This is a genomic window from Bradyrhizobium sp. McL0615, from assembly GCF_049993905.1.
In the GTDB taxonomy this organism is placed as follows: Bacteria; Pseudomonadota; Alphaproteobacteria; order Rhizobiales; family Xanthobacteraceae; genus Bradyrhizobium.
The window spans coordinates 4,533,682-4,553,168 of record NZ_CP188254.1 but is presented as its reverse complement, the minus strand read 5'-3'; the positions used below and the strand labels follow the sequence as shown (position 1 = coordinate 4,553,168).

The following is a 19,487-nucleotide window of genomic DNA, read 5'->3' as shown; positions in this document are numbered from 1 at the left end:
GCTGCGGTTGCGAGCTCGTTACTGCGAACCCGATCCACCTACCACGATCTTCTCGTTCAGCTTCTGATCGACGGTCTGGACCGTGCGGTCGATCTCGGCGCTGGGCACGCCGAGCTGATCGGAAACCAGCTTCACCAGCAGATCGACCCGCTCGATGAAGGGCGCGCCGCTGGCCACGGCCCGCGCCGCCGATGACGGCTTGAGCAGGCTTTCCGCCGCCTTGGCATACTTCTCGAAAGGCACCTGATCCTGCGGGTCGGCGCCCAGGCGCCGGGCGACGGCGTCGACATGGTCGTAGATCGACTGCGAGAGTTTCAGGTCGCCATGCACGGCGTCGCGGATCGACTGCGGCTCGTGCGGCGTGATGCAGCGGTAATTCCCAGTCAGCAGCATCGACCATTTGGCCAGAGGGACGAACAGCGAGTCGAACACCTTGAGCTTCACGGGAACGTCCTTGCCGTCCAGCGTCACCGCGTCGATGTCTTTTTCGAGCTCGCGAAGCATCTTGTTGTGCTGCGCGTCTTCAAAGGCCGCGGCCTTGAAGTTGGTCGGCAGGCCGACATGGAGGACGTTCGCCGCCTCTTCCGGCGGGCGGAAGGCCTGCGGATCGGGCGAGCAGAGCGACACCAGTCCGGGCTTGAACCGCTCCCATACCGACGCATTGGTATAGGCCTCCTCCAGATCCATGTCCGCCAGCGCCGGGATGCGCTTCAAATAGGGCAACGGCGGCATGTTCATGATCGAAAGGCAAGGAAGCCCCGCCGCGGCGATCTTGATCATCAGAACGCGGATCGTGTGATTGGTGTATTGCGGCTCCTGCATCGCAAGGCCGACCAGGTCGTAGCGGGAAAGATCGACCTCGGCGGGCGTGGTGGCGTCCAGTTTGCCGGGCAGATCGCGCGAGAAGATCGCGCGGTGTACCGCCTCGTCGCGCAGCTTGATGCGAACCTCGGTGCCGTCGCGATTGATGAGGTCGGCCGTCTTCCTCCGGCAAACCAGCGTCACGTTGTGACCCGCCATCAAAAGCTTTGTCGCCAGGAGCGAGCCATACGAGGCCCCAAGGATCAAAATGTTGCGCGCCATACTCTCTCTTTCACAGATGATGTGAGAATTCTCTCGAACGCCCCAACTCCGCGGGGCCAGCATTTCGCCCGTGGCATACACGAATTGATAGGTCTTACAATCACATAGCGGGCATCTTTTTGCCGTTCAGGGCCGCAGCGGATTGTGGATCGTGTACTTCACACCACACAGCCAATGGGTGGAATGTGCACAAACGGTCTCGTTTATGGAGAGCCAATGCTCGCTATTGCATTAACGCGAATCTCAGCTTAGGTTCCCAACGGACCTCTGAGGGGGCCTCATGGGATTCTGATGAGCGACAAGGTCACCAACGAGAGCATCGTGGAAGCCATGGCAGGCTTTGAACGCGATCGCTTGCGCCATCTCGCGGCGGCAGAAGAACTTGCTCGGAAAACGGCCGAGCATGCTCAGCTCTTGGAACTGGCCGCCAAGCACAACTACGTCTTGATCCCGACCGAGACGGCGCGTCCCCGCCTTGAGACCATTTCAGATCTAATCAAGGCGTACCGAACCGTAGAAACCTCCCCGTATCATAAGCTCAGCCATGCATCACAGACGCATTATGATGCGCTGCTTGGCCTTATTGAAAACGACCATGGCAATGACGCCCTCGCCTCACTCAGGGGCGAGCATCTCAACGAATGGCATCAGGCATGGAGTGAGGGAGGCAAAAAATCGGTTGCCCACGCCAAGATCGGGATGGTTCGCGGGCTATTCGGTTTTGGCAATGCGATGCTGCATGATCCCAAGTGCGAGCAGTTGTTCGGCATTCTTGCCAAGCTCAGGTTTAAAGCCCCCAAAGCCCGGGTGGAACGTCTTACTCCGGAAGATGCAAACGCAATCCGCATGATGGCGCGGCGCGTCAAGCGCCCGTCCATTGCCCTCGCTCAGGCTTTTCAGACCGACGCCGGGCTATTACAGAAGGACACGATAGGAGAGTGGGTTCCTGTTAGCGCTGATGGCGTTTCCGACATCATGTTCAAGGACCACAAATGGGTTCGCGGCATCCGCTGGAATGAAATCGACGATAACTTGGTTTTACGGCATGCAGGCGATGGTTGGCAGGGCGACATCGAATTCCCCCTTCTCAACGCGCCCGCGGTCTTGGAAGAGTTTAGAATCCAGTTCGATTTTACTCCCGGGAAAGATGCCCGTTCTAAGCTTCCAGCGTCTGGCGCGATCGTCCGTCGCGAGAACGACAATCTTCCTTGGGATGCGGTCGAGTTTCGTCGGCATTGGCGGATTTGCGCAGACCACTGCAAAATTCCGAAAACTGTGCGCAACGCAGATAGCCGTCCTCGCGCAAAGGAGTCCGTTCAAAAAGCTGACGAGGCGGTAAAGGAGCAGCGCGCCACGAAATAAAACGGCGGCCGAAGCCGCCGTCTCCATCCTTCCTGCATCAGGCCGTAGCACTGGTGCAGGGGGTCTCCCGGGTAGCCGGGTATGATGGTCTCGCAAGGGCCGTCGTCTAAGAACCGGGGAGCTACGGAAGCCCCGGGGAAGGAGGTGGGAGCAATGCAACCACCATAGAGTAGGTGTGGCGCTGTACCGGTATGATCCACTGGTACGGCGTCACACCGCTATATATAGCTAAATCCTTGTAAAGGCGCAATGATTCTAGGAAATTGTCTCACATCAATGGTTTACGGAATTTAGTTGAGCAAGCAACCGCCAGATGATTCGGCGGATTGACGCGCTTTATCCGTCCGTGGAAGCGTGGGATTTCAATTGCCCGCCCTTGCCTGCATAGCCACCCACCGCCCGCACGGAGAATGATGACGTGTTCACGCGACGCGCTTTCTCGATGTCGGCCGCCGCCACCCTGCTCGCCCGCGGCAGCAGCGCATGGGCTCAGGGCAGCTTTGCAACGCAAAACATCCGCCTGGTCGTCGGCTATCCCGCCGGCGGCGGTGTCGACATTGTCGCCCGGCTGCTCACCGACCCGATGAAGGCGGCGTTCGGCCAGGCGGTGCTGGTCGAGAACAAGCCCGGCGCGGCGGCGATGATTGCGGCGCAATCGGTCGCCCGCGCCACACCCGACGGCCACACGCTGCTGGTCTCGGCGGCCGGCGAGGTCGCCGTCAATCAGCACATCTATAAGGAGCGGATGACGTACGATCCGCAGAAGGAGCTGACGCCGGTGGCGCTCGCTGGCATCGTCCCCTGCGTGGTGGTCGTAGCCGCCACCACGCCGGTCAAGACGCCGGCGGAGCTGGTTGCCTACGCGCTGGCGAACAAGGGAAAGCTGTCCTTCTCATCGTCGGGCGTCGGCAACCCGCAGCATCTCGCCGGCGAGTTGATGAACCGCATGGCCGGCACCGACGTCCTGCATGTTCCCTATCGCGGGTCGGCACCAGCCGTGACCGACGTGGCCGTCGGCGCGGTGACAATGAGCTTTTCCAGCCTCGGCGCGGCGCTGCCCTTGATCCAGGATGGACGGCTGCGCGCGGTTGCCGTGACATCGCGCGAGCGCATGCCGCAATTGCCCGACGTGGCGCCGTTGAGCGAAGGTGCGCCGGCGCTCGCCGGATACGAGTTGCTCAACTGGTTCGGCGTGTTCGCGCCATCAGGTACGCCGGAGCCGCTGCAGAGCCGGCTGTTTGAAGTCATGTCAAACGCGCTGCAGGAAAAATCGACGATGGAGAAGCTGCTGATACAGGGCATCGTCCCGCGGCCGATGACGCTTGCCGGGCTGCGCAGCTTCGTGCGATCGGAGAGCGAGAAATTCGGCGGCATCGCTGAGGCCGCGAAAATCCGGGTCGAGTGACGAAGGCGGGCAGCGACATGTATCGAATTGACGTCCTGGTGCAGGGATTCCCGGGCAAGGCCGTGTGCCATGGCGGGCTCGGCTGGAGCACCATCGCGCTGCTGCGCTCCGACCGGCACAAGATCCTGATCGATGTCGGCGCCTTCGGCATTCGCAAGCCGCTGGAGAGCCAGCTCAAGGCGATCGGCGTCGCGCCGGAAGACATTACCGACGTCGTCCTGACCCACGCCCATTACGATCATTCGGTCAATTTCGTGCTGTTCGATCGCGCCACGGTATGGATCGGCGCAAAGGAAATCGAATGGGCCGCGGCCCAGCCGCCGGGCTTCGATCCGTTGCCTGAACTCTATGTCCAGGCGCTGGCGACCGATCCGCGGGTCAAGCGCGTCCGTGAAGGCGAGGAATTTCTACCCGGGATCGTCGCGTTCGATGCGCCGGGCCATACGCCCGGCTCGCTGGTCTTTCATCTCACGGCCAACGCGCTGCCGGTGATCTTCACCGGAGACGCCGCCAAGAACCGGGCCGAGCTGATCTCGCGCAAGGTCGACATGAGTCTCGACGAGGCCGCGAGCACGGCATCGATCGACAGGATCTGGCAGCTGTGGCGGGCCGTGCCGGGGACGATCGTCATTCCCGGGCACGACCTCAGCATGCGGCTGGATGAGCGCGGCCAGCCCGTTTACATCGGCGAGCGCAAGGCCGGCATCAGCGCATGGTTCGGCGAAACCATGGAGGACACCACCCTGTTCGACATCAGCGGCGTGCCGCGCTGAGGGCTCACGACCTTGTCGCCAGCACCACGCCGGCGAGCGTAAAGACCAGCGCCACGATCTGCGTCAACCCCAGCGGCTCGCCGAGCGCGATCGCGGATGCCACGACGCCGATCACCGGCACCGCCATGGTGCCGATCGCCGCGACCGACGCCGGCAGGCGGGCGAGCGCGGCAAACCAGCTCACATAGGCGATGCAGAACTGGATCACGGTCGAATAGACCAGCAGCCACGCGCCGAGCGTTGTCACCTTCTCGATATGGGTGGTTTCGAAGGCGAGACCGATGATGACGATCGGGAAACATCCGAGCCCGATCTGCCAGGCGGCGGCCGGGATCGGCGGCAGCGGCACCGGCAGCCGCTTCGCCAGCACCGTGCCGAGCGCAAAGCCGAATGCGCCGGCAATCGCCATCACCATGCCCGGCAGTTTTGCGGCCGTCGCGCTAAAGCCGTTGCCGCCCATGATGACGGCCAACCCCGCGAACGCCATCACCAGCGCCACCGTGCGCAACACCGTCGGCCGCTCGCCGAGCACCGGCCAGGCCAGAAGCGAGGCCCATACCGGCATGGTGTAGGCGATCAGCGCCGCCTCGCTCGCCGGCAGCCACAACAGCGCCAGCCCCATCAGCACCATCCAGCCGGTGACGTTGAGCAGCGCCAAAAGCATCAGCCGCGGCCACAAATGCCGCTCGACCTTCAGGCTCTGGGAGCGCGCCAGCGCCAGCACGGCCAATAGCGCCGCGCCGATCACCCCGGTCGAGCCGCGCAGCGTCAGCGGCGGCAGCTCGCTCAGGAGGTATTTTGTGACGGGCCAATTGAACCCCCAGCCCACCGAGGTGATGGCGAGGAACATCAGGCCTGCAGGCGCGATCCGCGCCGGCGCGGTGGATTTTGATTCTGTCATGGAGCCCGGCAAAGGACGGAAAAGCGATGGAATCAGTTTGCACCATGGCGCGTATCCGCCGCTGCGACCACGGATGCGCCGACATGCCAGACCTCCCCGCCCGTAGCCTTAACGAGGCGCGCTCCGTAACCTCACGTGAGTCTCTCCAGTGCAATCCCGGACGTCGAAAAAATACCTGCCCTGTGAACAGCGGGGCGAAGCCGATTTCCACACGCCGCAACAATTTTTTTCCCTTGGGAATCCCTGAGGACTCACTGATACTTGGGGCGATCACAGGGGTGGCATCACCCCCTGTTATCCCTCACTTTCCACCATATTTAGTATTTGATTCAGGAACTCGTACTAGTCCTTGACGGGCCGGACGGGTTTGGCCTAGCGTCCCTGCTGGACGGCGCGAGTTAAGTTTTGGGTCCCGCCGGACGCTCCCAACGGGTTCCAAACAAGCACTCCGTCGGCCGGTCGAGGCACGGATCGAGGGCTTGTCTGCCTTGAAACGGGGGTGACCGGCATACCGAATAACGGGCTGAAATCGGCCCAAGGTGACCCAGGTATTGAGTTGCTACGTTGAGTTTGAGGGATGGGTCCCGCCGATCGGCCGGGACCTTTGGGGTGGCGAAAACAGAAACAGGGCCGGGTCCACCGGTAAAGCTTGCGGGTCGAACCGAAGTTGGCTGTCAACTTCGGTGCGCGAGGTCCGCTCACTGATAACATCCGGCAACCCGCGGCAAGCGGACCCGGCCAAAGAACACGGGGCACGACCAATGCGAATCGAACGACGCAACACCACTTCCGGCCAGTCACCCTATGCAGGGATTGATTTCAGGCTGACGACATCCGAGATCCGCAACCCTGATGGTTCGATCGTGTTCCGGCTCGAAAATGTCGAAGTGCCCCAGTTCTGGTCGCAGGTCGCCTCGGACGTCCTCGCGCAAAAGTATTTCCGCAAGGCCGGCGTCGCAGCAAAGCTGAAGAAGGTCGAGGAAGAGACCGTGCCGTCCTGGCTGTGGCGCTCGGTGCCCGACACCGAGGCGCTCGCCCTCCTCCCGGAATCCGAGCGTTTCGTCAGCGAGCTCAGCGCCAAGCAGGTGTTCGATCGGCTGGCCGGCTGCTGGACCTATTGGGGCTGGAAGGGCAAGTATTTCTCGTCAGAAGAAGACGCGCAGGCGTTCTTCGACGAGCTGCGCTTCATGCTCGCCAAGCAGATGGTCGCACCGAACTCGCCGCAGTGGTTCAACACCGGCTTGCACTGGGCCTACGGCGTCGATGGACCGGGCCAGGGCCATTATTACGTCGACCCCTTCACCGGCAAACTGACAAAATCGAAGTCGGCCTACGAGCATCCGCAGCCGCACGCCTGCTTCATCCAGGGCGTGGGTGACGACCTCGTCAACGAGGGCGGCATCATGGACCTGTGGGTGCGTGAGGCGCGCCTGTTCAAATACGGCTCCGGCACCGGCTCCAACTTCTCGCGCCTGCGCGGCGAAGGCGAAAAGCTGTCCGGCGGCGGCCGCTCGTCCGGCCTGATGAGTTTCCTGAAGATCGGCGACCGCGCGGCGGGCGCGATCAAGAGCGGCGGCACCACGCGCCGCGCGGCCAAGATGGTCGTGGTCGACGCCGACCATCCCGATATCGAGACCTATATCGACTGGAAGGTGAAGGAGGAGCAGAAGGTTGCCGCTCTCGTCACCGGCTCCAAGATCAACCAGAAGCACCTGAAAGCCGTGCTGAAGGCCTGCGTGAACTGCGAAGGCTCGGGCGACGACTGTTTTGACCCGGAAAAGAACCCGGCGCTCCGCCGCGAGATCAAGCTCGCGCGCCGTGCGCTGGTGTCCGACAACGTCATCAAGCGCGTGATCCAATTTGCAAAACAAGGCTACAAGGATATCGACTTCCCGACCTACGACACCGACTGGGATTCGGAGGCCTACCTCACGGTATCCGGCCAGAACTCCAACAACTCGGTCTCGCTGAAGGACGATTTCCTCTGCGCGGTCGAAACCGACGGCGACTGGAATCTGATCGGCCGCACCAACAAGAAGGTGACGAAGACGCTCAAGGCCCGCGAGCTCTGGGAAAAGATCGGCCACGCCGCCTGGGCCTCGGCCGATCCCGGCCTGCACTTCAACACCACCATGAACGACTGGCACACCTGCAAGTCGTCCGGCGACATCCGCGCGTCCAACCCGTGCTCGGAATACATGTTCCTGGACGACACGGCGTGCAACCTCGCCTCCGCCAACCTGATCACGTTCTATTCGACCACCACAAAACGGTTTGACGTCGAATCGTATGAGCATTTGTGCCGGCTCTGGACCATCGTGCTCGAAATCTCCGTCATGATGGCGCAGTTCCCCTCGAGGGCGATCGCCGAACTCTCCTACGAGTTCCGCACGCTGGGCCTCGGCTTTGCCAACATCGGCGGCCTCTTGATGACCATGGGCCTTCCTTACGACTCCAAGGAAGGCCGCTCGCTGTGCGGCGCGCTGACCGCCATCATGACCGGCGTGGCCTACGCGACCTCGGCCGAGATGGCCAAGGAATTGGGCCCCTTCCCCGGCTACAAGAAGAACACCCAGCACATGCTGCGCGTGATCCGCAACCATCGCCGCGCGGCGCATGGCGAATCCCGTGGTTATGAGGCGCTGGCGGTGAGCCCCGTGCCGCTCGATCACGCCTCCTGCCCGCAGGCTGACATCATCACCCATGCCAAGGCGGCCTGGGACAACGCGCTCGAACTCGGCGAGCTCAACGGCTACCGCAACGCGCAGACCACCGTGGTGGCGCCGACCGGCACCATCGGTCTCGTGATGGATTGCGACACCACCGGCATCGAGCCCGATTTCGCGCTGGTGAAATTCAAGAAGCTCGCCGGCGGCGGCTACTGGAAGATCATCAACCAGGCGGTCCCGGTGGCGCTGCGGACGCTCGGCTACAGCGAGGCCGATATCGCGGAGATCGAGGCCTACGCCGTCGGGCACGGCTCGCTCTCCAACTCGCCCGGCATCAATGTTTCCACGCTGAAGGCCAAGGGTTTCACCGACGAAGCACTGGCAAAGGTGGAAAAGGCGCTGCCGACCGCGTTCGACATCAAGTTCGCCTTCAACAAGTGGACCTTTGGCGAAGACTTCTTGCGCGAGACGCTCAACATCGCGGCCGAAACGATCGCAGCCCCCGGCTTCGACCTGCTCTCGGCTGTTGGCTTCACTAAGCGCGAGATCGAGGCAGCCAACGTGCACATTTGCGGCGCGATGACGGTGGAAGGCGCGCCGCATCTGAAGGCCGAACACTATCCCGTGTTCGACTGCGCCAACCCCTGCGGCAAAATTGGAAAACGTTATCTGTCGGTCGAGAGCCACATCCGCATGATGGCGGCGTCGCAGCCGTTCATTTCGGGTGCGATCTCGAAGACGATCAACATGCCGAACGACGCCACCGTCGAGGATTGCAAGTCGGCGTATCTGCTGTCCTGGAAGCTCGCGCTGAAGGCCAACGCGCTCTACCGCGACGGCTCGAAGCTCTCCCAGCCCCTCAACTCGCAGCTCATCAGCGATGATGACGACGAGGAAGATGCGACGGAGGCGTATTACGACAAGCCGATGGCGGCGCGTGCCGCCCAGGTGTCGGAAAAGATCGTCGAAAAGCTCGTCGAGCGCATCATCGTGATGCGCGAGCGCGAGAAGATGCCGGATCGCCGCAAGGGTTACACCCAGAAGGCCGTGGTCGGCGGCCACAAGGTGTACTTGCGCACCGGCGAGTATGACGACGGCCGTCTTGGCGAGATCTTCATCGACATGCACAAGGAAGGCGCAGCCCTCCGCTCCTTCATCAACAACTTCGCCATCGCGGTTTCGCTCGGCCTGCAATACGGCGTGCCGCTGGAGGAGTATGTCGACGCCTTCACCTTCACCCGCTTCGAGCCAGCGGGCCCCGTGCAGGGCAACGACTCGATCAAGTACGCGACCTCGATCCTCGACTATGTGTTCCGCGAACTCGCGGTCAGCTACATGTCGCGCTTCGATCTCGCGCATGTCGATCCCTCCGAGTCCAACTTCGACGCGATGGGCAAAGGCGTCGAGGAAGGCAAGGAGCCGTCCGACGGCCACCAGGCCAACAAATATCTGTCCAAGGGCCTGACCCGCTCGCGCACGGATAAGCTGGTGGTGATGCGCGGCGTCGACGTCGACGCGCGGGCGTCCAGCAACGTCACCGCGATCGCCGGCCACGGCCCCAGCGCCCGCCTCTCCGACACCCTTGAAGGCGCGGTCGCCCTGAAGCAGGAAGCGGCCCACGACCTGTCGCCGACGGAACGGCTGGAAGCCGTGCAGTGGAGCAAGGCCGGAAGTGCGGCGGTGGCGGTGGCCCCGAGCAAGGCCGAACGCCGGGCGGAAGCCAAGGCCAAGGGCTACGAGGGCGAGATGTGCTCGGAGTGCGGCAACTTCACGCTGGTGCGTAACGGGACGTGCATGAAGTGCGATACGTGTGGCAGCACGACGGGGTGTTCCTAATCGTTTTTCTCCATCGAGTTTGGACCGATACACGAACGCAGGGGCGGCCGAAGGCCGCCCCTTTTCCTTTAGTCCTTGATAACAGAAAGCAACTTGTGCGAGTATTCTAAAGATTAGACCAAATATCTCTATGAAGGCTTCTCCATGCTTCTTGCAGACTGGAAGAACCTCGCGGCTATATTTCAATCCATCGTTACACCACTAGCGCTGGTTATCGGAGGTTGGTGGGCCTATCGCCGCTACATAGTGGAAGAAAGCAATTTCCCGCATATCGAGACTTCGGCGGAAATTTCGTTAATTGGGCAACAAGGGGACTTCTGGATTGTCGAGCTTGTTGCGGTCCTGAACAACAAAGGTAAGGTTCAGCATAAGATCGAAAAATTTGCGTTCGATTTAAATGCCCTCTACGAAAATGATCCCATTGATGTCAGCAAAAAATGGGCCGGACAAATCAATTTTCCCCACGAAATAGCTAAGGGATCATTCATACCAAAATCATTTCAATATTTCGTCGTTGGCCCATCAGTCACGGCTCGTTACTCATACATTGCTCGTGTTCCGGCCTCCGCCACATACCTCATTCTCCATTGCTCGTTCGACTACGCAGACGGACGGGGCTTCAGCCACACCATGGAAAAGACCATTCAAGTTCCGGCACACGTTGCGCGGCCATCGCCCACAGCGCCCGGCGCGGAGTAGATCGGCTACCAGCAAGTAGATCCCGGATGTGCGAGGCGATACTCAGCATAGCTCGCTCGCAAGTGTTGCTGCACTCACCAGCAGCAACATCTGCGGGTTACGGTGACAGTGCACTTAACTTGCAGCGAGAACCATTGAGTGCACTGTCACCGTAATCTGAAATGTATTCGAATAAGCCGCCTCGCGATTGACTCAAGCGTCTTGGGAAGGTGCAGCCCTAAAACTGGAAGGCAAAACGATGTTTGCAAAGCCTACAGTCTTCGTTCTAGGCGCCGGCGCAAGTTACGAGTGCGGCTTTCCGCTAGGCTCCGAATTGGTGTCACGGATTGCGACCACGCTCGATGTCAATACTGCCAGTACCGAGCGGCTCCTGCCCTTCTTGTTTGAAAAATATGGAACAGAAAACAGAGACGCGATGGAGAGGGCGGCAGATCACCTTCGAGCAGTTCTGAAGTCTAGTCCGTCTACCGACGACGCTCTAAACTGGCTCTCAGATGACCCCGTCGCGATAGAACTAGGGAAAATCGCAATCGCGGCGGAGATTCTTATCGCTGAAAGGACCAGCGATTTGGCTAACGTTTCTGCATTAGAAAAATTCGATTCGACATGGGCGCACGCCTTCTTTTCCCTGGCCAAGCGTGACCTAAAGCGAGAGAATGTTGAACACATCTTTGCAACAACCACGGTTATCAATTTCAACTACGATCGCTCGCTGGAGCACTATCTCGCAACCGCGTTCGTGCAGCGCGGACCGTTCGCCCCCGATCAAGCTCGAAAGCTTGTCGAATCCCTTAATGTTATCCGTCCCTACGGTTCCTTGGGAAATTTATGGGGCAATAACTCCGTTCCATTCGGCGGCACCGAGGATCTCGACCTAAAAGGAATTGCCAAGAACATCCTTACCTTCACCGAGCAGCGATCTGCCGATGTGAGCGAACGGATGATGCAAGCAATATCAAACGCTCGAGTTGTGATTTTCCTTGGCTTTGGATTTCATCGACAAAATGTATCTGCCCTCACTGTAGAAAGCGCGTCTCCCGATCGCGAAGTCTATGGAACTACGCTCGGAATCAATCATCAAATCAGCGGGCAGATCAGGGAGTATATTGCAAAGGCGGTTAAGCCATCCCCTGGTAGGGTATATTTTCATCCTGTTGGGGCTGCCAAATTCCTGGCCGACTTCGAGCTCCCAATTCTAACTTCCGCTAACTAAGGGCACTGATTTCCTTTACATTCCCAATTACGGTGACAGTGCGCTCAACTCCGGAAAACCGAAAGCCGCTAGCAAAAGCCGCATGGCATCAGCCGTCGGAGGACCTCCAGCCCGACGCCCCCGGCTCCCCTTCTTCGCTTGATTTACCCGAGCATGCCCCTACGGTGCGCCCCGCCAAGAGGGGAACGAGACCGATTATGGACGATGCAATGAAATGCCCGGCATGCCATTCCGAGCATGCCTATCAGGATCGCGGCCTGTGGGTTTGCCCGGAATGCGCGCATGAATGGAGCGCCGAGGCGGCCGCAGCCGCGCAGACCTCGCCCGAGCCTGGTGTCCGCGATAGCAACGGCAATGTGCTGGCCGATGGCGACAGCGTCATCGTCATCAAGGATCTCAAGGTCAAGGGATCGTCATCGGTCGTCAAAGGCGGCACCAAGGTCAGGAACATCCGCCTGACCGAGGCGAGCGATGGCCACAACATCGCCTGCAAGATCGACGGCATCGGCGCGATGAATCTGAAATCGGAGTTCGTGAAGAAGGCGTAGGGCGGATTAGCGAAGCGTAATCCGCCATTCCAAGCGACCAAGTCGGCGGGTTACGCTTCGCTAACCCGCCCTACTCACTGGCTGGGGAGCATCGACATGAACGAAAATCGATATTACGGGGTTCGCGTCGAGGGCGCGAAATACGGCGTGGGCTTCGGCTCGGCGCTTGCCATCGCGATCTCCTATACCAACAACCATTCGATCCTGTGGGCGATCATCCACGGCATCCTGGGCTGGCTCTACGTGATCTATTTCGCGCTGTTCCAGTAAGTTGGGAGCGAGTAGCCCGGATGAGCGCAGCGACATCCGGGACAACTCTAACATCGCCCCGGATATCGCTGCGCTCATCCGGGCTACGCTTACTTAACTCCGCTTGGCAACGAAGACTTCCTTGGCCGCGAAAAGACCGTTCAACGCTGCCGGAAACCCCGCATAGACGGCCATTTGCATCAATATTTCCGTGATCTCTTCACGCGTGAGACCGACATTGAGGCCCGCCTCGATGTGGACCTTCAACTGCGGCGTCGCATTTCCCATTGCCGCAAGCGAGGCGATCGCTGCGATCTCCCGGTCGCGCACACTCAGTCCTGGCCGTGAATAGATGTCGCCGAACGGAAACTCGAACACATAGGTCGCGAAATCAGGGGCAATGTCGGCCAGGGCTGAAATGACATTTCGACCTGCCTCGCCGTCAATCTGATCCAGTGCCCGCTTGCCGCGTTCCAGCCGGCTTTCGTTCACGTCCAAGTGCCATTGCGTCATATACCTTCATCCTCTCTTCCACGCCGGAGTATCCGGCGATCTTGGCGTCGAGGACGAGAAGACAGTCTTGCAGTTCGCCAAGATGAGTGCGTACACGCACGCGCTGCTGTTCCAGCAGCGCGCGACGTTCCGCTTCCGTCTCTACGCCGCCTTCTCGAAGGGCAGCGTAGCGCAACATTTCCCGGATCGGCATTCCCGTTGTCTTCATTCGGTGGAGAAATTCGATCCAAACCAGAATTGATGCGTCGTAATCACGCTGGCCCGATTGGTCCCGGTCGGCATAGGGAAGCAGCCCGATCCGCTCGTAGTAGCGGATGGTGTGGGCCGACAATCCCGAACGCTTCGCCAACACGCCAATCTTCATGCAAACCTGTCTTTCGTCACGACGCCAGGGAAGCTACAGGTTCGAGCACACTCTAAGTCAAGCATTATCATCGAGATCCGCCGACGCGAAAGGGGAAACCCCAATGAGACGCCTTGTCCAGGCCACGCTGGGCCTCCTCGCATGGAGCCTGCTCCAGGTATCGCCCGCTTTCGCCCAGCTCAAGGGCAACCCCGACAACGTTTGCCGTAACGGATATTTTCCACGCGAGAGCACGAACTACAGGCTGGCGAAGATCAAGGGCGCGGCCGGCGACAGGATCACTTTCCACGGCGATGACAGCGAGCGCTGCCCGGACGATGCGGCCTGTCGTCTGAAAACCTATGTCATTCCGGGCGATGAAGTCATTGTCTCGCGAACGTTCGGCAAGTTCGCATGCAGCTGGTTTCAACCGCGCAAGGGCACCGAGACGGTCGGCTGGATCGAGACCGACCGGCTGGCGTGGCAGGCGGACGCACGCTCACCGGCGATGCGGGATTGGTTCGGCGAGTGGCACGCCTATGACAATGTTATCAGCATCTCGAATTCGAAAGCGGCAGGCACGCTCGCCATCAAGGGCGAGGCCACATGGGGTTCGGGCAGCCGCACCCACACCGGCGAGCTCGATTACGACGCCAAACCTTCTGCCGATAAAATGAAGTTCGGCGACGGCACGGACGAAAGCGACTGCCAGGTCACCATGCAACTCGTCGGCACGTATTTGGTCGTCGGCGACAACCTCCATTGCGGCGGCGCCAACGTGTCGTTTTCAGGGGTCTACCAAAGGAGACCGAAGCGATAGAGCGGTGCGTAGGTGCGTAGGGCGGATTAGCACCAGCGTAATCCGCCGACCGGCGGTTGAGAACGGCGGGTTACGCTTCGCTAACCCACCCTACGCGCTGCTCGCTTGAGCACCAGCGTAATCCGCCGTCACAGACACTGAATCACAACTTCCGATTGTGAATTGCTTCATAAGCTGTCGTTGATCTCCAGCCCTAAAATGTGGACCCGCGCCGGGAAAGGCGCGCTCACAAGCCGGAGATCTGACCATGTCCAAACATGAGATGAAGAGTCCAGCTCCACCCTCAAACCGTCCGCATGGGGCGATCGAGGATCATCAAGCGGCATTCGCCGAGATAACGGCCAAAACGCCGGTAGATCAGAATTTCAGAAATGCCTTCATGCAAAGCAAGCTGCGGATGGCCATCACGCATCCCCAACACGACCTCGCCGCGCGCGACCAGGCGGTCGCCAGTCTGGTCGAGCGCATGGGTTCTGATGCAGACGAGTCAAGAAGGCCGCCCCCCGGCGGCGTCGGCTACGGCATGTTCTTCACGTCAGCGTTCAAAACCGGCTGGGGTCACGGAACTTCGCTCACGTGCGACTTCGTGTGTCCGTCACCGCCAGGCGGTAACGTGAACACCTGGCTGTATCTGACGGCGACCAACCGGTCCGGGCTCGGCGTGGAGGCGTTTGTCGCTTACAACGCGCAGGGCACGCCTCACTTCAAGGTCTTCGACTGGGCGCGCACCGATCACTGGCAAACGGACACGCCGTTCACATCGCTGGGAAATTATCTCACGACGGCATCCGCTCATGGTCACCCCTACCCGGTGCTGCCGGTGTGGAACAGCACCTGGCTGATCGGAGCCAACAAGTACCGAAATCAGGCGTTGCTCTACAACCACGTTCGCGGCGGTTGGGACCTCGTCTATCAATACGACTATACCGCAACCGATGCTCAGCAGAAAACGGGCTGGATCGGTTCCTGGGGTCCGATCGTGGAAACCTTCCAGACGGCCTATCTGCACACTAAGCCGATGGGAGCGATCGGCACGCAACTGATCAGCGCGGACAACAGCGGTCACTGGGGGACCTGGGCGCTGCTGGCTGCGTCAAACTCAACCGTGAGAATCGACAACCTCGGCTTCCATTTGATGTTCCTCGACCCCAACTATGCTTTCGTTGTGAACAGTTGATCCGCCGCGTGCCGGCGCGAGGAGAAGGCGCCATGCCAGTCGATCCTACCCCTCCGCCGGCACCGCCGGCGATTGAAGAGACTCAGAAAAAAACCGACGCGCCAATCGTCGATATGCGCGACGCCTTCGCCCGAAAGACGCCGCAGAACGAGGAAGACCTCGCTCGGACGCGCGACTTTATCTTGGGAAAGATAGAGATGATCCGACGTGATCCTAACATGACGCCTGCCGAAAAGGCCGCGGCAATCGCTGACCTTCAAAGTCGGCGTTAGCAAGCGCAGGGCGGATTAGCCGAAGGCGTAATCCGCCATTCCAAGTGACCAAGGCGGCGGGTTACGCTTCGCTAACCCGCCCTACGCGCTATTTGAGCGTACGAGACCTCTGTCTCATCGCCCCATTTTCGAAATACACAACCCCGTTCGGCGCCGAGCTGCTGACGAACTCGGCGACAAAGGCGCGCCCGATATCGTCCTGCTCGATCGTGCCAAAACGGCCGGGAATCAGGCGCCCCAGCCAGGCCACATAGCGCGGCGTGTGCGCATTGCCTGCGATAATTCCGGGACGGAAAATCGCGAGGCGCTGGAAGCCCGTCGCTTGAACCGTCTCTTCCTTCAGCCCCATGACGCGCACATAGCGAATGCTGCTTTTCGCGCTGCTGCCCACGGCCGAGAGCAGAGCAAACCGTGCGATGCCCCCGGCCCGGCAACCGCGGGCAAAGCCGCCGACCACGCCAATTTCGAGGGCCTTCAATTCCTCCTCGCTCCACTTCATGCTGCCTTGACCAACGCCGACACAGGACGCCCCATAGACGGGATCCCCTTGCGCAACCATGTCCTGCGCAAGCTTGCTCACTTCTGCCGGAAACTGGGCCGCTGCCGTATCGAGGACCACCTGCCGCACACGGGAACCAGTGGTCGCCGAAATCGCCCTGCGATTGACCATCACGACTTCAGCGCAGGACGGCTCCGCCGCCAGTGCGCGCACCACCGCCGCTCCCACCTGCCCCGTGCCACCGATGATCAAGACACGAAACGTCATTTCGCGGCCCCTTACTTTGCCAGTCACCCCGGATAGCCAAAGAACCTATCGAAAATTCCTATTGAACATTGTTCATTTTCAGGTTACGCATACTTGAGCACCGCTCAAGATTGGAGGAGCCGACGATGCAACCCGCCCCCGGTATGGACGTCTCGATCGGCACGCGCCACCCCATGGCCCCGTGGGTCAAGCACGCTCCGACGATCATCACCATCGGCATGATCGTGATGCTGGCGCTGCACGGACGTATTGCGCAGCCGGCGCACTACAACGAATTCGCCGACCAGTCGACCGCGTCAGGCATTCCCCACGCCGCCGATGTGCTTTCCAACGCAGGCTTCGCGCTGGTCGCGATCTGGGGCTGGCTGACATTGCGGCCCCGACGCGCCAGCGAGCATTTGCGCGCCGGATGGCCCGGCTACAGGCTGTTCCTGATCGGACTGTTCCTGACCGCTTTCGGGTCCGCGTTCTATCATCTCGCCCCCGACAATATCAGCCTGATCTGGGACAGGCTGCCGATCGCACTGGTTTGCGCCGGCCTGCTCGCCGGCGTCCGCGGAGACATTCAGGGCGGTACGAAGACGGGGTTAGACGGGATCGTTCTCGGGCTCTACGCCGTCGCCAGCGTCGCATGGTGGGCCATGTCAGACAGGAACGGCGCGGGTGACCTGGGACCGTATCTCCTGTTGCAAGGGCTCGCTCTCATCCTTATTCCGCTCTGGCAAGCGATCCATCGCGCCCCGCGCACCGATCGCATCGCATTCGCCACCGCGATGGTGCTGTACATCCTGGCCAAGTTCGCTGAGGTGCTCGACCACGAGATCGCGACTGCTCTCGGCTTCGTCACCGGACACACCTTGAAGCATCTGATCGCGACGGCAGCCACAGCCGCAATTGTCTGGGGATTGACCCGACGATTTTCGCATGACGATCACGCCGCGCGTCAGGTAGATCAACCGACTTGTCCGCCGTAGCTCACTGAGCGAAGGCGGAACGCGTAATCCGCCATCAGCTTCGTTCTCCATCCGACTCCATTTTGTTCGCAAAGAACGAATCGGAATCGCACAAATCAGCACGAGCCAATTCTTAACAACGCGTTTGCTTCGTGCTCGCGTAGCACGGATGCGCGTGTCATCCGCCTTCGCTGCCGGCTGATTTGCTTTACGCGCAAGTCAAATTTCTCCGCATCACATGCGGCAAAACAACACGACGGGCAAATCACCTAAAACCTGTCCAGTGCTCTTGCCAAAAATATTTAGCTTTCGTTGTCGGGCAAATCAGTGGTTTGACTCCGCCCGTCTCACCCGATGAGAGGGGCGTTGCGCACGTCACGAACGCGCGGTGGGATGCGGTGGACGCAGGTGGCGCGCGAGACGCACGCGCCTGATGCGTACGGTGAAGTCGCGTGGTTCGGGCGCCGCGGTGCTGGCGCTAAGCTTGCGATAAGAAGCGCAGGCAACGGAGGCAAAAGAGCCGTTCTCCGGGAAGAGCGCGAAGTAAGCCGTAAAGCCATTGCGCAGGGAAGGCCGGGATGCTCCTGCCGAACCTGTATGCTCGTGTGCGCTTCTGCCATGTGCATTGGCACGCGAGACCGCGGGTGCGGCGTGCACCCGGTCTTCCCTGCGCCCTCTTTTCAAGTGGAGGGCAACGAAACGGTCAAACCTCGGGTGGAAGATGCCGCGAGATCGCGAAAGCATGCCCACGTCATTGCGCGCGCAGCGACGCAATCCATGTCTCCCCTTGCGGGCCCGATGGATTGCTTCGCTTTCGTCTGATTGTGTTTATTTCAATTTTCTCTTTTTGGTTGCATTCACCGAAACGCTTTCGCTGTCTTGGCGCCAACCTCAGGACGCGCAGTGTGGCGGCCAGCACACACTCAAGGTCTTAGCGCGTAGTCATCAGCGAAAGAGCCTCACCGTTCACAGACTTGCCGCAAATGAGTGTGGAACTTTGATGGGGACAACCAGTCGAGTATCAATCCATGCGTTTATCAGCTTTATCGACCGCCGCCGCCGCGCGCGCCGGCGTGCTTTGCTGTGTCTTGTTTATGGTGATAAGCGCGCAAGCGCTCGCGCAGAATTCGGCCGCGGACAATCCGGGCCCGACCGCAGCGCAACCTTCAGTGGCCGCGGACGAAAAGCCCGCGGCCGCTACCGAAGCGAAACCGCCTGCCGCGGCCGACATCACCGCCACGGCCGAGCCGAAGCCGGCGCCCGCGGAAGAGAAACCGCTCATCGCGCAGGACAAGCCCGCAGGCGTCGAGGAGAAGCCGGCTGCCGCGGATGACAAGCCTGCCATCGTCGAGCAGAAGCCGGCCCCCGCGGAGGAAAAACCGGCAATCGCGCAGGACAAGCCCGCAGCGGTCGAGGAGAAGTCGGCTGCCGCGAACGACAAGCCTGCCATCGTCGAGCAGACGTCGACCATCCCGGACGCAAAGCCCGCGGTTGTCGAGCAGAGCCCGGCTCCATCAGCGGAAAAACCCGGGGTTGCGCACGCGAAGCCCGCCTTGAAGCAGAAGCCTGCCGCCAGGCCATCAAAAAGCGCTGCCCTCGGCAAACCGGCAGAGCCCGGTAAATTGGTGCAGCCGGCCAAGCTGGTGCAATCGGCCAAGTTGGTGCAACCATCCAAGCCGGTGCAACCGTCCAAGACAGCCCAGAAGCCGCGCGAGCGGACCGTAGCCATGCTCTGCACCCGCTTCCGCACCTACAATGCGTCGGCCGGGACTTACCGGGGCTACGACGGCCAGACGCATTCTTGCCGATAGGCCGCGGGCGCGACGACGGATGAGTTCAGCAAGTAGCGAGTAGCCCGGATGAGCGCAGCGACATCCGGGGCGGTGTTAGAGTGCTCCCGGATAT

At 60.7% G+C, this 19,487-nt stretch carries 18 protein-coding genes; 13 read left to right on the top strand and 5 right to left on the bottom strand.

Annotated features, from left to right (window positions below):
* Positions 1-18: 18 nt before the first annotated feature.
* Entirely contained in the window at positions 19-1,083 is a 1,065-nt protein-coding gene (locus ACPPVP_RS21530) for a ketopantoate reductase family protein (protein WP_426524169.1), read from the bottom strand.
* Positions 1,084-1,374: 291 nt separating this feature from the next.
* On the opposite strand from ACPPVP_RS21530, the gene ACPPVP_RS21525 reads away from it, so the two are divergent.
* The 3 genes from ACPPVP_RS21525 to ACPPVP_RS21515 all read left to right on the top strand — a co-directional run bounded on the left by ACPPVP_RS21525 (position 1,375) and on the right by ACPPVP_RS21515 (position 4,623).
* Positions 1,375-2,445, top strand: a complete 1,071-nt coding sequence (locus tag ACPPVP_RS21525; protein ID WP_426524167.1) for a hypothetical protein — start codon at positions 1,375-1,377, stop codon at positions 2,443-2,445.
* 418 nt (positions 2,446-2,863) lie between these two features.
* Positions 2,864-3,850 carry a Bug family tripartite tricarboxylate transporter substrate binding protein gene (locus ACPPVP_RS21520; protein WP_426524165.1) on the top strand — a complete coding sequence of 329 codons (987 nt, stop codon included), beginning with the start codon at positions 2,864-2,866 and terminating at the stop codon, positions 3,848-3,850.
* A gap of 17 nt (positions 3,851-3,867) precedes the next feature.
* Positions 3,868-4,623 (top strand): MBL fold metallo-hydrolase, encoded by a 756-nt coding sequence (locus tag ACPPVP_RS21515; RefSeq protein WP_426524163.1) that lies wholly within the window; start codon positions 3,868-3,870, stop codon positions 4,621-4,623.
* Positions 4,624-4,627: 4 nt separating this feature from the next.
* Here the strand turns inward: ACPPVP_RS21515 and ACPPVP_RS21510 are convergent, their stop codons facing one another.
* Positions 4,628-5,524, bottom strand: a complete 897-nt coding sequence (locus tag ACPPVP_RS21510) for a DMT family transporter (RefSeq protein WP_426524161.1) — start codon at positions 5,522-5,524, stop codon at positions 4,628-4,630.
* Positions 5,525-6,285: 761 nt separating this feature from the next.
* On the opposite strand from ACPPVP_RS21510, the gene ACPPVP_RS21505 reads away from it, so the two are divergent.
* The 5 genes from ACPPVP_RS21505 to ACPPVP_RS21485 all read left to right on the top strand — a co-directional run bounded on the left by ACPPVP_RS21505 (position 6,286) and on the right by ACPPVP_RS21485 (position 12,759).
* Positions 6,286-10,029: a vitamin B12-dependent ribonucleotide reductase gene (locus ACPPVP_RS21505; protein ID WP_426524159.1), complete on the top strand. Its 3,744-nt coding sequence runs from the start codon at positions 6,286-6,288 to the stop codon at positions 10,027-10,029.
* 144 nt (positions 10,030-10,173) lie between these two features.
* On the top strand, positions 10,174-10,728 hold the full coding sequence (locus ACPPVP_RS21500) for a hypothetical protein (protein WP_426524157.1): 555 nt from the start codon (positions 10,174-10,176) through the stop codon (positions 10,726-10,728).
* Between the two features lie 238 nt (positions 10,729-10,966).
* Positions 10,967-11,941, top strand: coding sequence for a hypothetical protein (locus ACPPVP_RS21495; RefSeq protein ID WP_426524155.1), 975 nt, complete (start codon positions 10,967-10,969; stop codon positions 11,939-11,941).
* Positions 11,942-12,138: 197 nt separating this feature from the next.
* Positions 12,139-12,489, top strand: a complete 351-nt coding sequence (locus ACPPVP_RS21490) for a zinc ribbon domain-containing protein YjdM (protein ID WP_426524153.1) — start codon at positions 12,139-12,141, stop codon at positions 12,487-12,489.
* Between the two features lie 96 nt (positions 12,490-12,585).
* Positions 12,586-12,759, top strand: a complete 174-nt coding sequence (locus ACPPVP_RS21485) for a hypothetical protein (RefSeq protein WP_426524151.1) — start codon at positions 12,586-12,588, stop codon at positions 12,757-12,759.
* A 93-nt stretch (positions 12,760-12,852) separates the two neighbouring features.
* On the opposite strand, the gene ACPPVP_RS21480 is transcribed toward ACPPVP_RS21485, so the two are convergent.
* Both ACPPVP_RS21480 and ACPPVP_RS21475 read right to left on the bottom strand, forming a co-directional pair.
* Entirely contained in the window at positions 12,853-13,251 is a 399-nt protein-coding gene (locus ACPPVP_RS21480) for a carboxymuconolactone decarboxylase family protein (RefSeq protein ID WP_426524149.1), read from the bottom strand.
* Entirely contained in the window at positions 13,181-13,615 is a 435-nt protein-coding gene (locus tag ACPPVP_RS21475) for a MerR family transcriptional regulator (protein ID WP_426524147.1), read from the bottom strand. The genes ACPPVP_RS21480 and ACPPVP_RS21475 overlap by 71 nt, the downstream gene beginning before the upstream one ends.
* A gap of 103 nt (positions 13,616-13,718) precedes the next feature.
* Between ACPPVP_RS21475 and ACPPVP_RS21470 the strand changes: the two genes are divergently transcribed.
* The 3 genes from ACPPVP_RS21470 to ACPPVP_RS21460 all read left to right on the top strand — a co-directional run bounded on the left by ACPPVP_RS21470 (position 13,719) and on the right by ACPPVP_RS21460 (position 15,863).
* Positions 13,719-14,414, top strand: coding sequence for a hypothetical protein (locus tag ACPPVP_RS21470; protein ID WP_426524145.1), 696 nt, complete (start codon positions 13,719-13,721; stop codon positions 14,412-14,414).
* 247 nt (positions 14,415-14,661) lie between these two features.
* The gene (locus ACPPVP_RS21465; RefSeq protein WP_426524143.1) at positions 14,662-15,591 is read left to right on the top strand and encodes a hypothetical protein; all 930 of its coding nucleotides are present in this window, start codon (positions 14,662-14,664) and stop codon (positions 15,589-15,591) included.
* Positions 15,592-15,623: 32 nt separating this feature from the next.
* Positions 15,624-15,863: a hypothetical protein gene (locus ACPPVP_RS21460; RefSeq protein WP_426524141.1), complete on the top strand. Its 240-nt coding sequence runs from the start codon at positions 15,624-15,626 to the stop codon at positions 15,861-15,863.
* Positions 15,864-15,951: 88 nt separating this feature from the next.
* Here ACPPVP_RS21460 and ACPPVP_RS21455 read toward each other — a convergent pair whose 3' ends face one another.
* Positions 15,952-16,629, bottom strand: a complete 678-nt coding sequence (locus ACPPVP_RS21455; RefSeq protein WP_426524139.1) for an NAD-dependent epimerase/dehydratase family protein — start codon at positions 16,627-16,629, stop codon at positions 15,952-15,954.
* 125 nt (positions 16,630-16,754) lie between these two features.
* Between ACPPVP_RS21455 and ACPPVP_RS21450 the strand changes: the two genes are divergently transcribed.
* The gene (locus tag ACPPVP_RS21450; protein WP_426524137.1) at positions 16,755-17,603 is read left to right on the top strand and encodes a hypothetical protein; all 849 of its coding nucleotides are present in this window, start codon (positions 16,755-16,757) and stop codon (positions 17,601-17,603) included.
* A gap of 1,007 nt (positions 17,604-18,610) precedes the next feature.
* A complete protein-coding gene (locus ACPPVP_RS21445; RefSeq protein WP_426524135.1) occupies positions 18,611-19,393 on the top strand; it encodes a hypothetical protein in 783 nt (260 codons plus the stop codon).
* Positions 19,394-19,487: the final 94 nt, after the last annotated feature.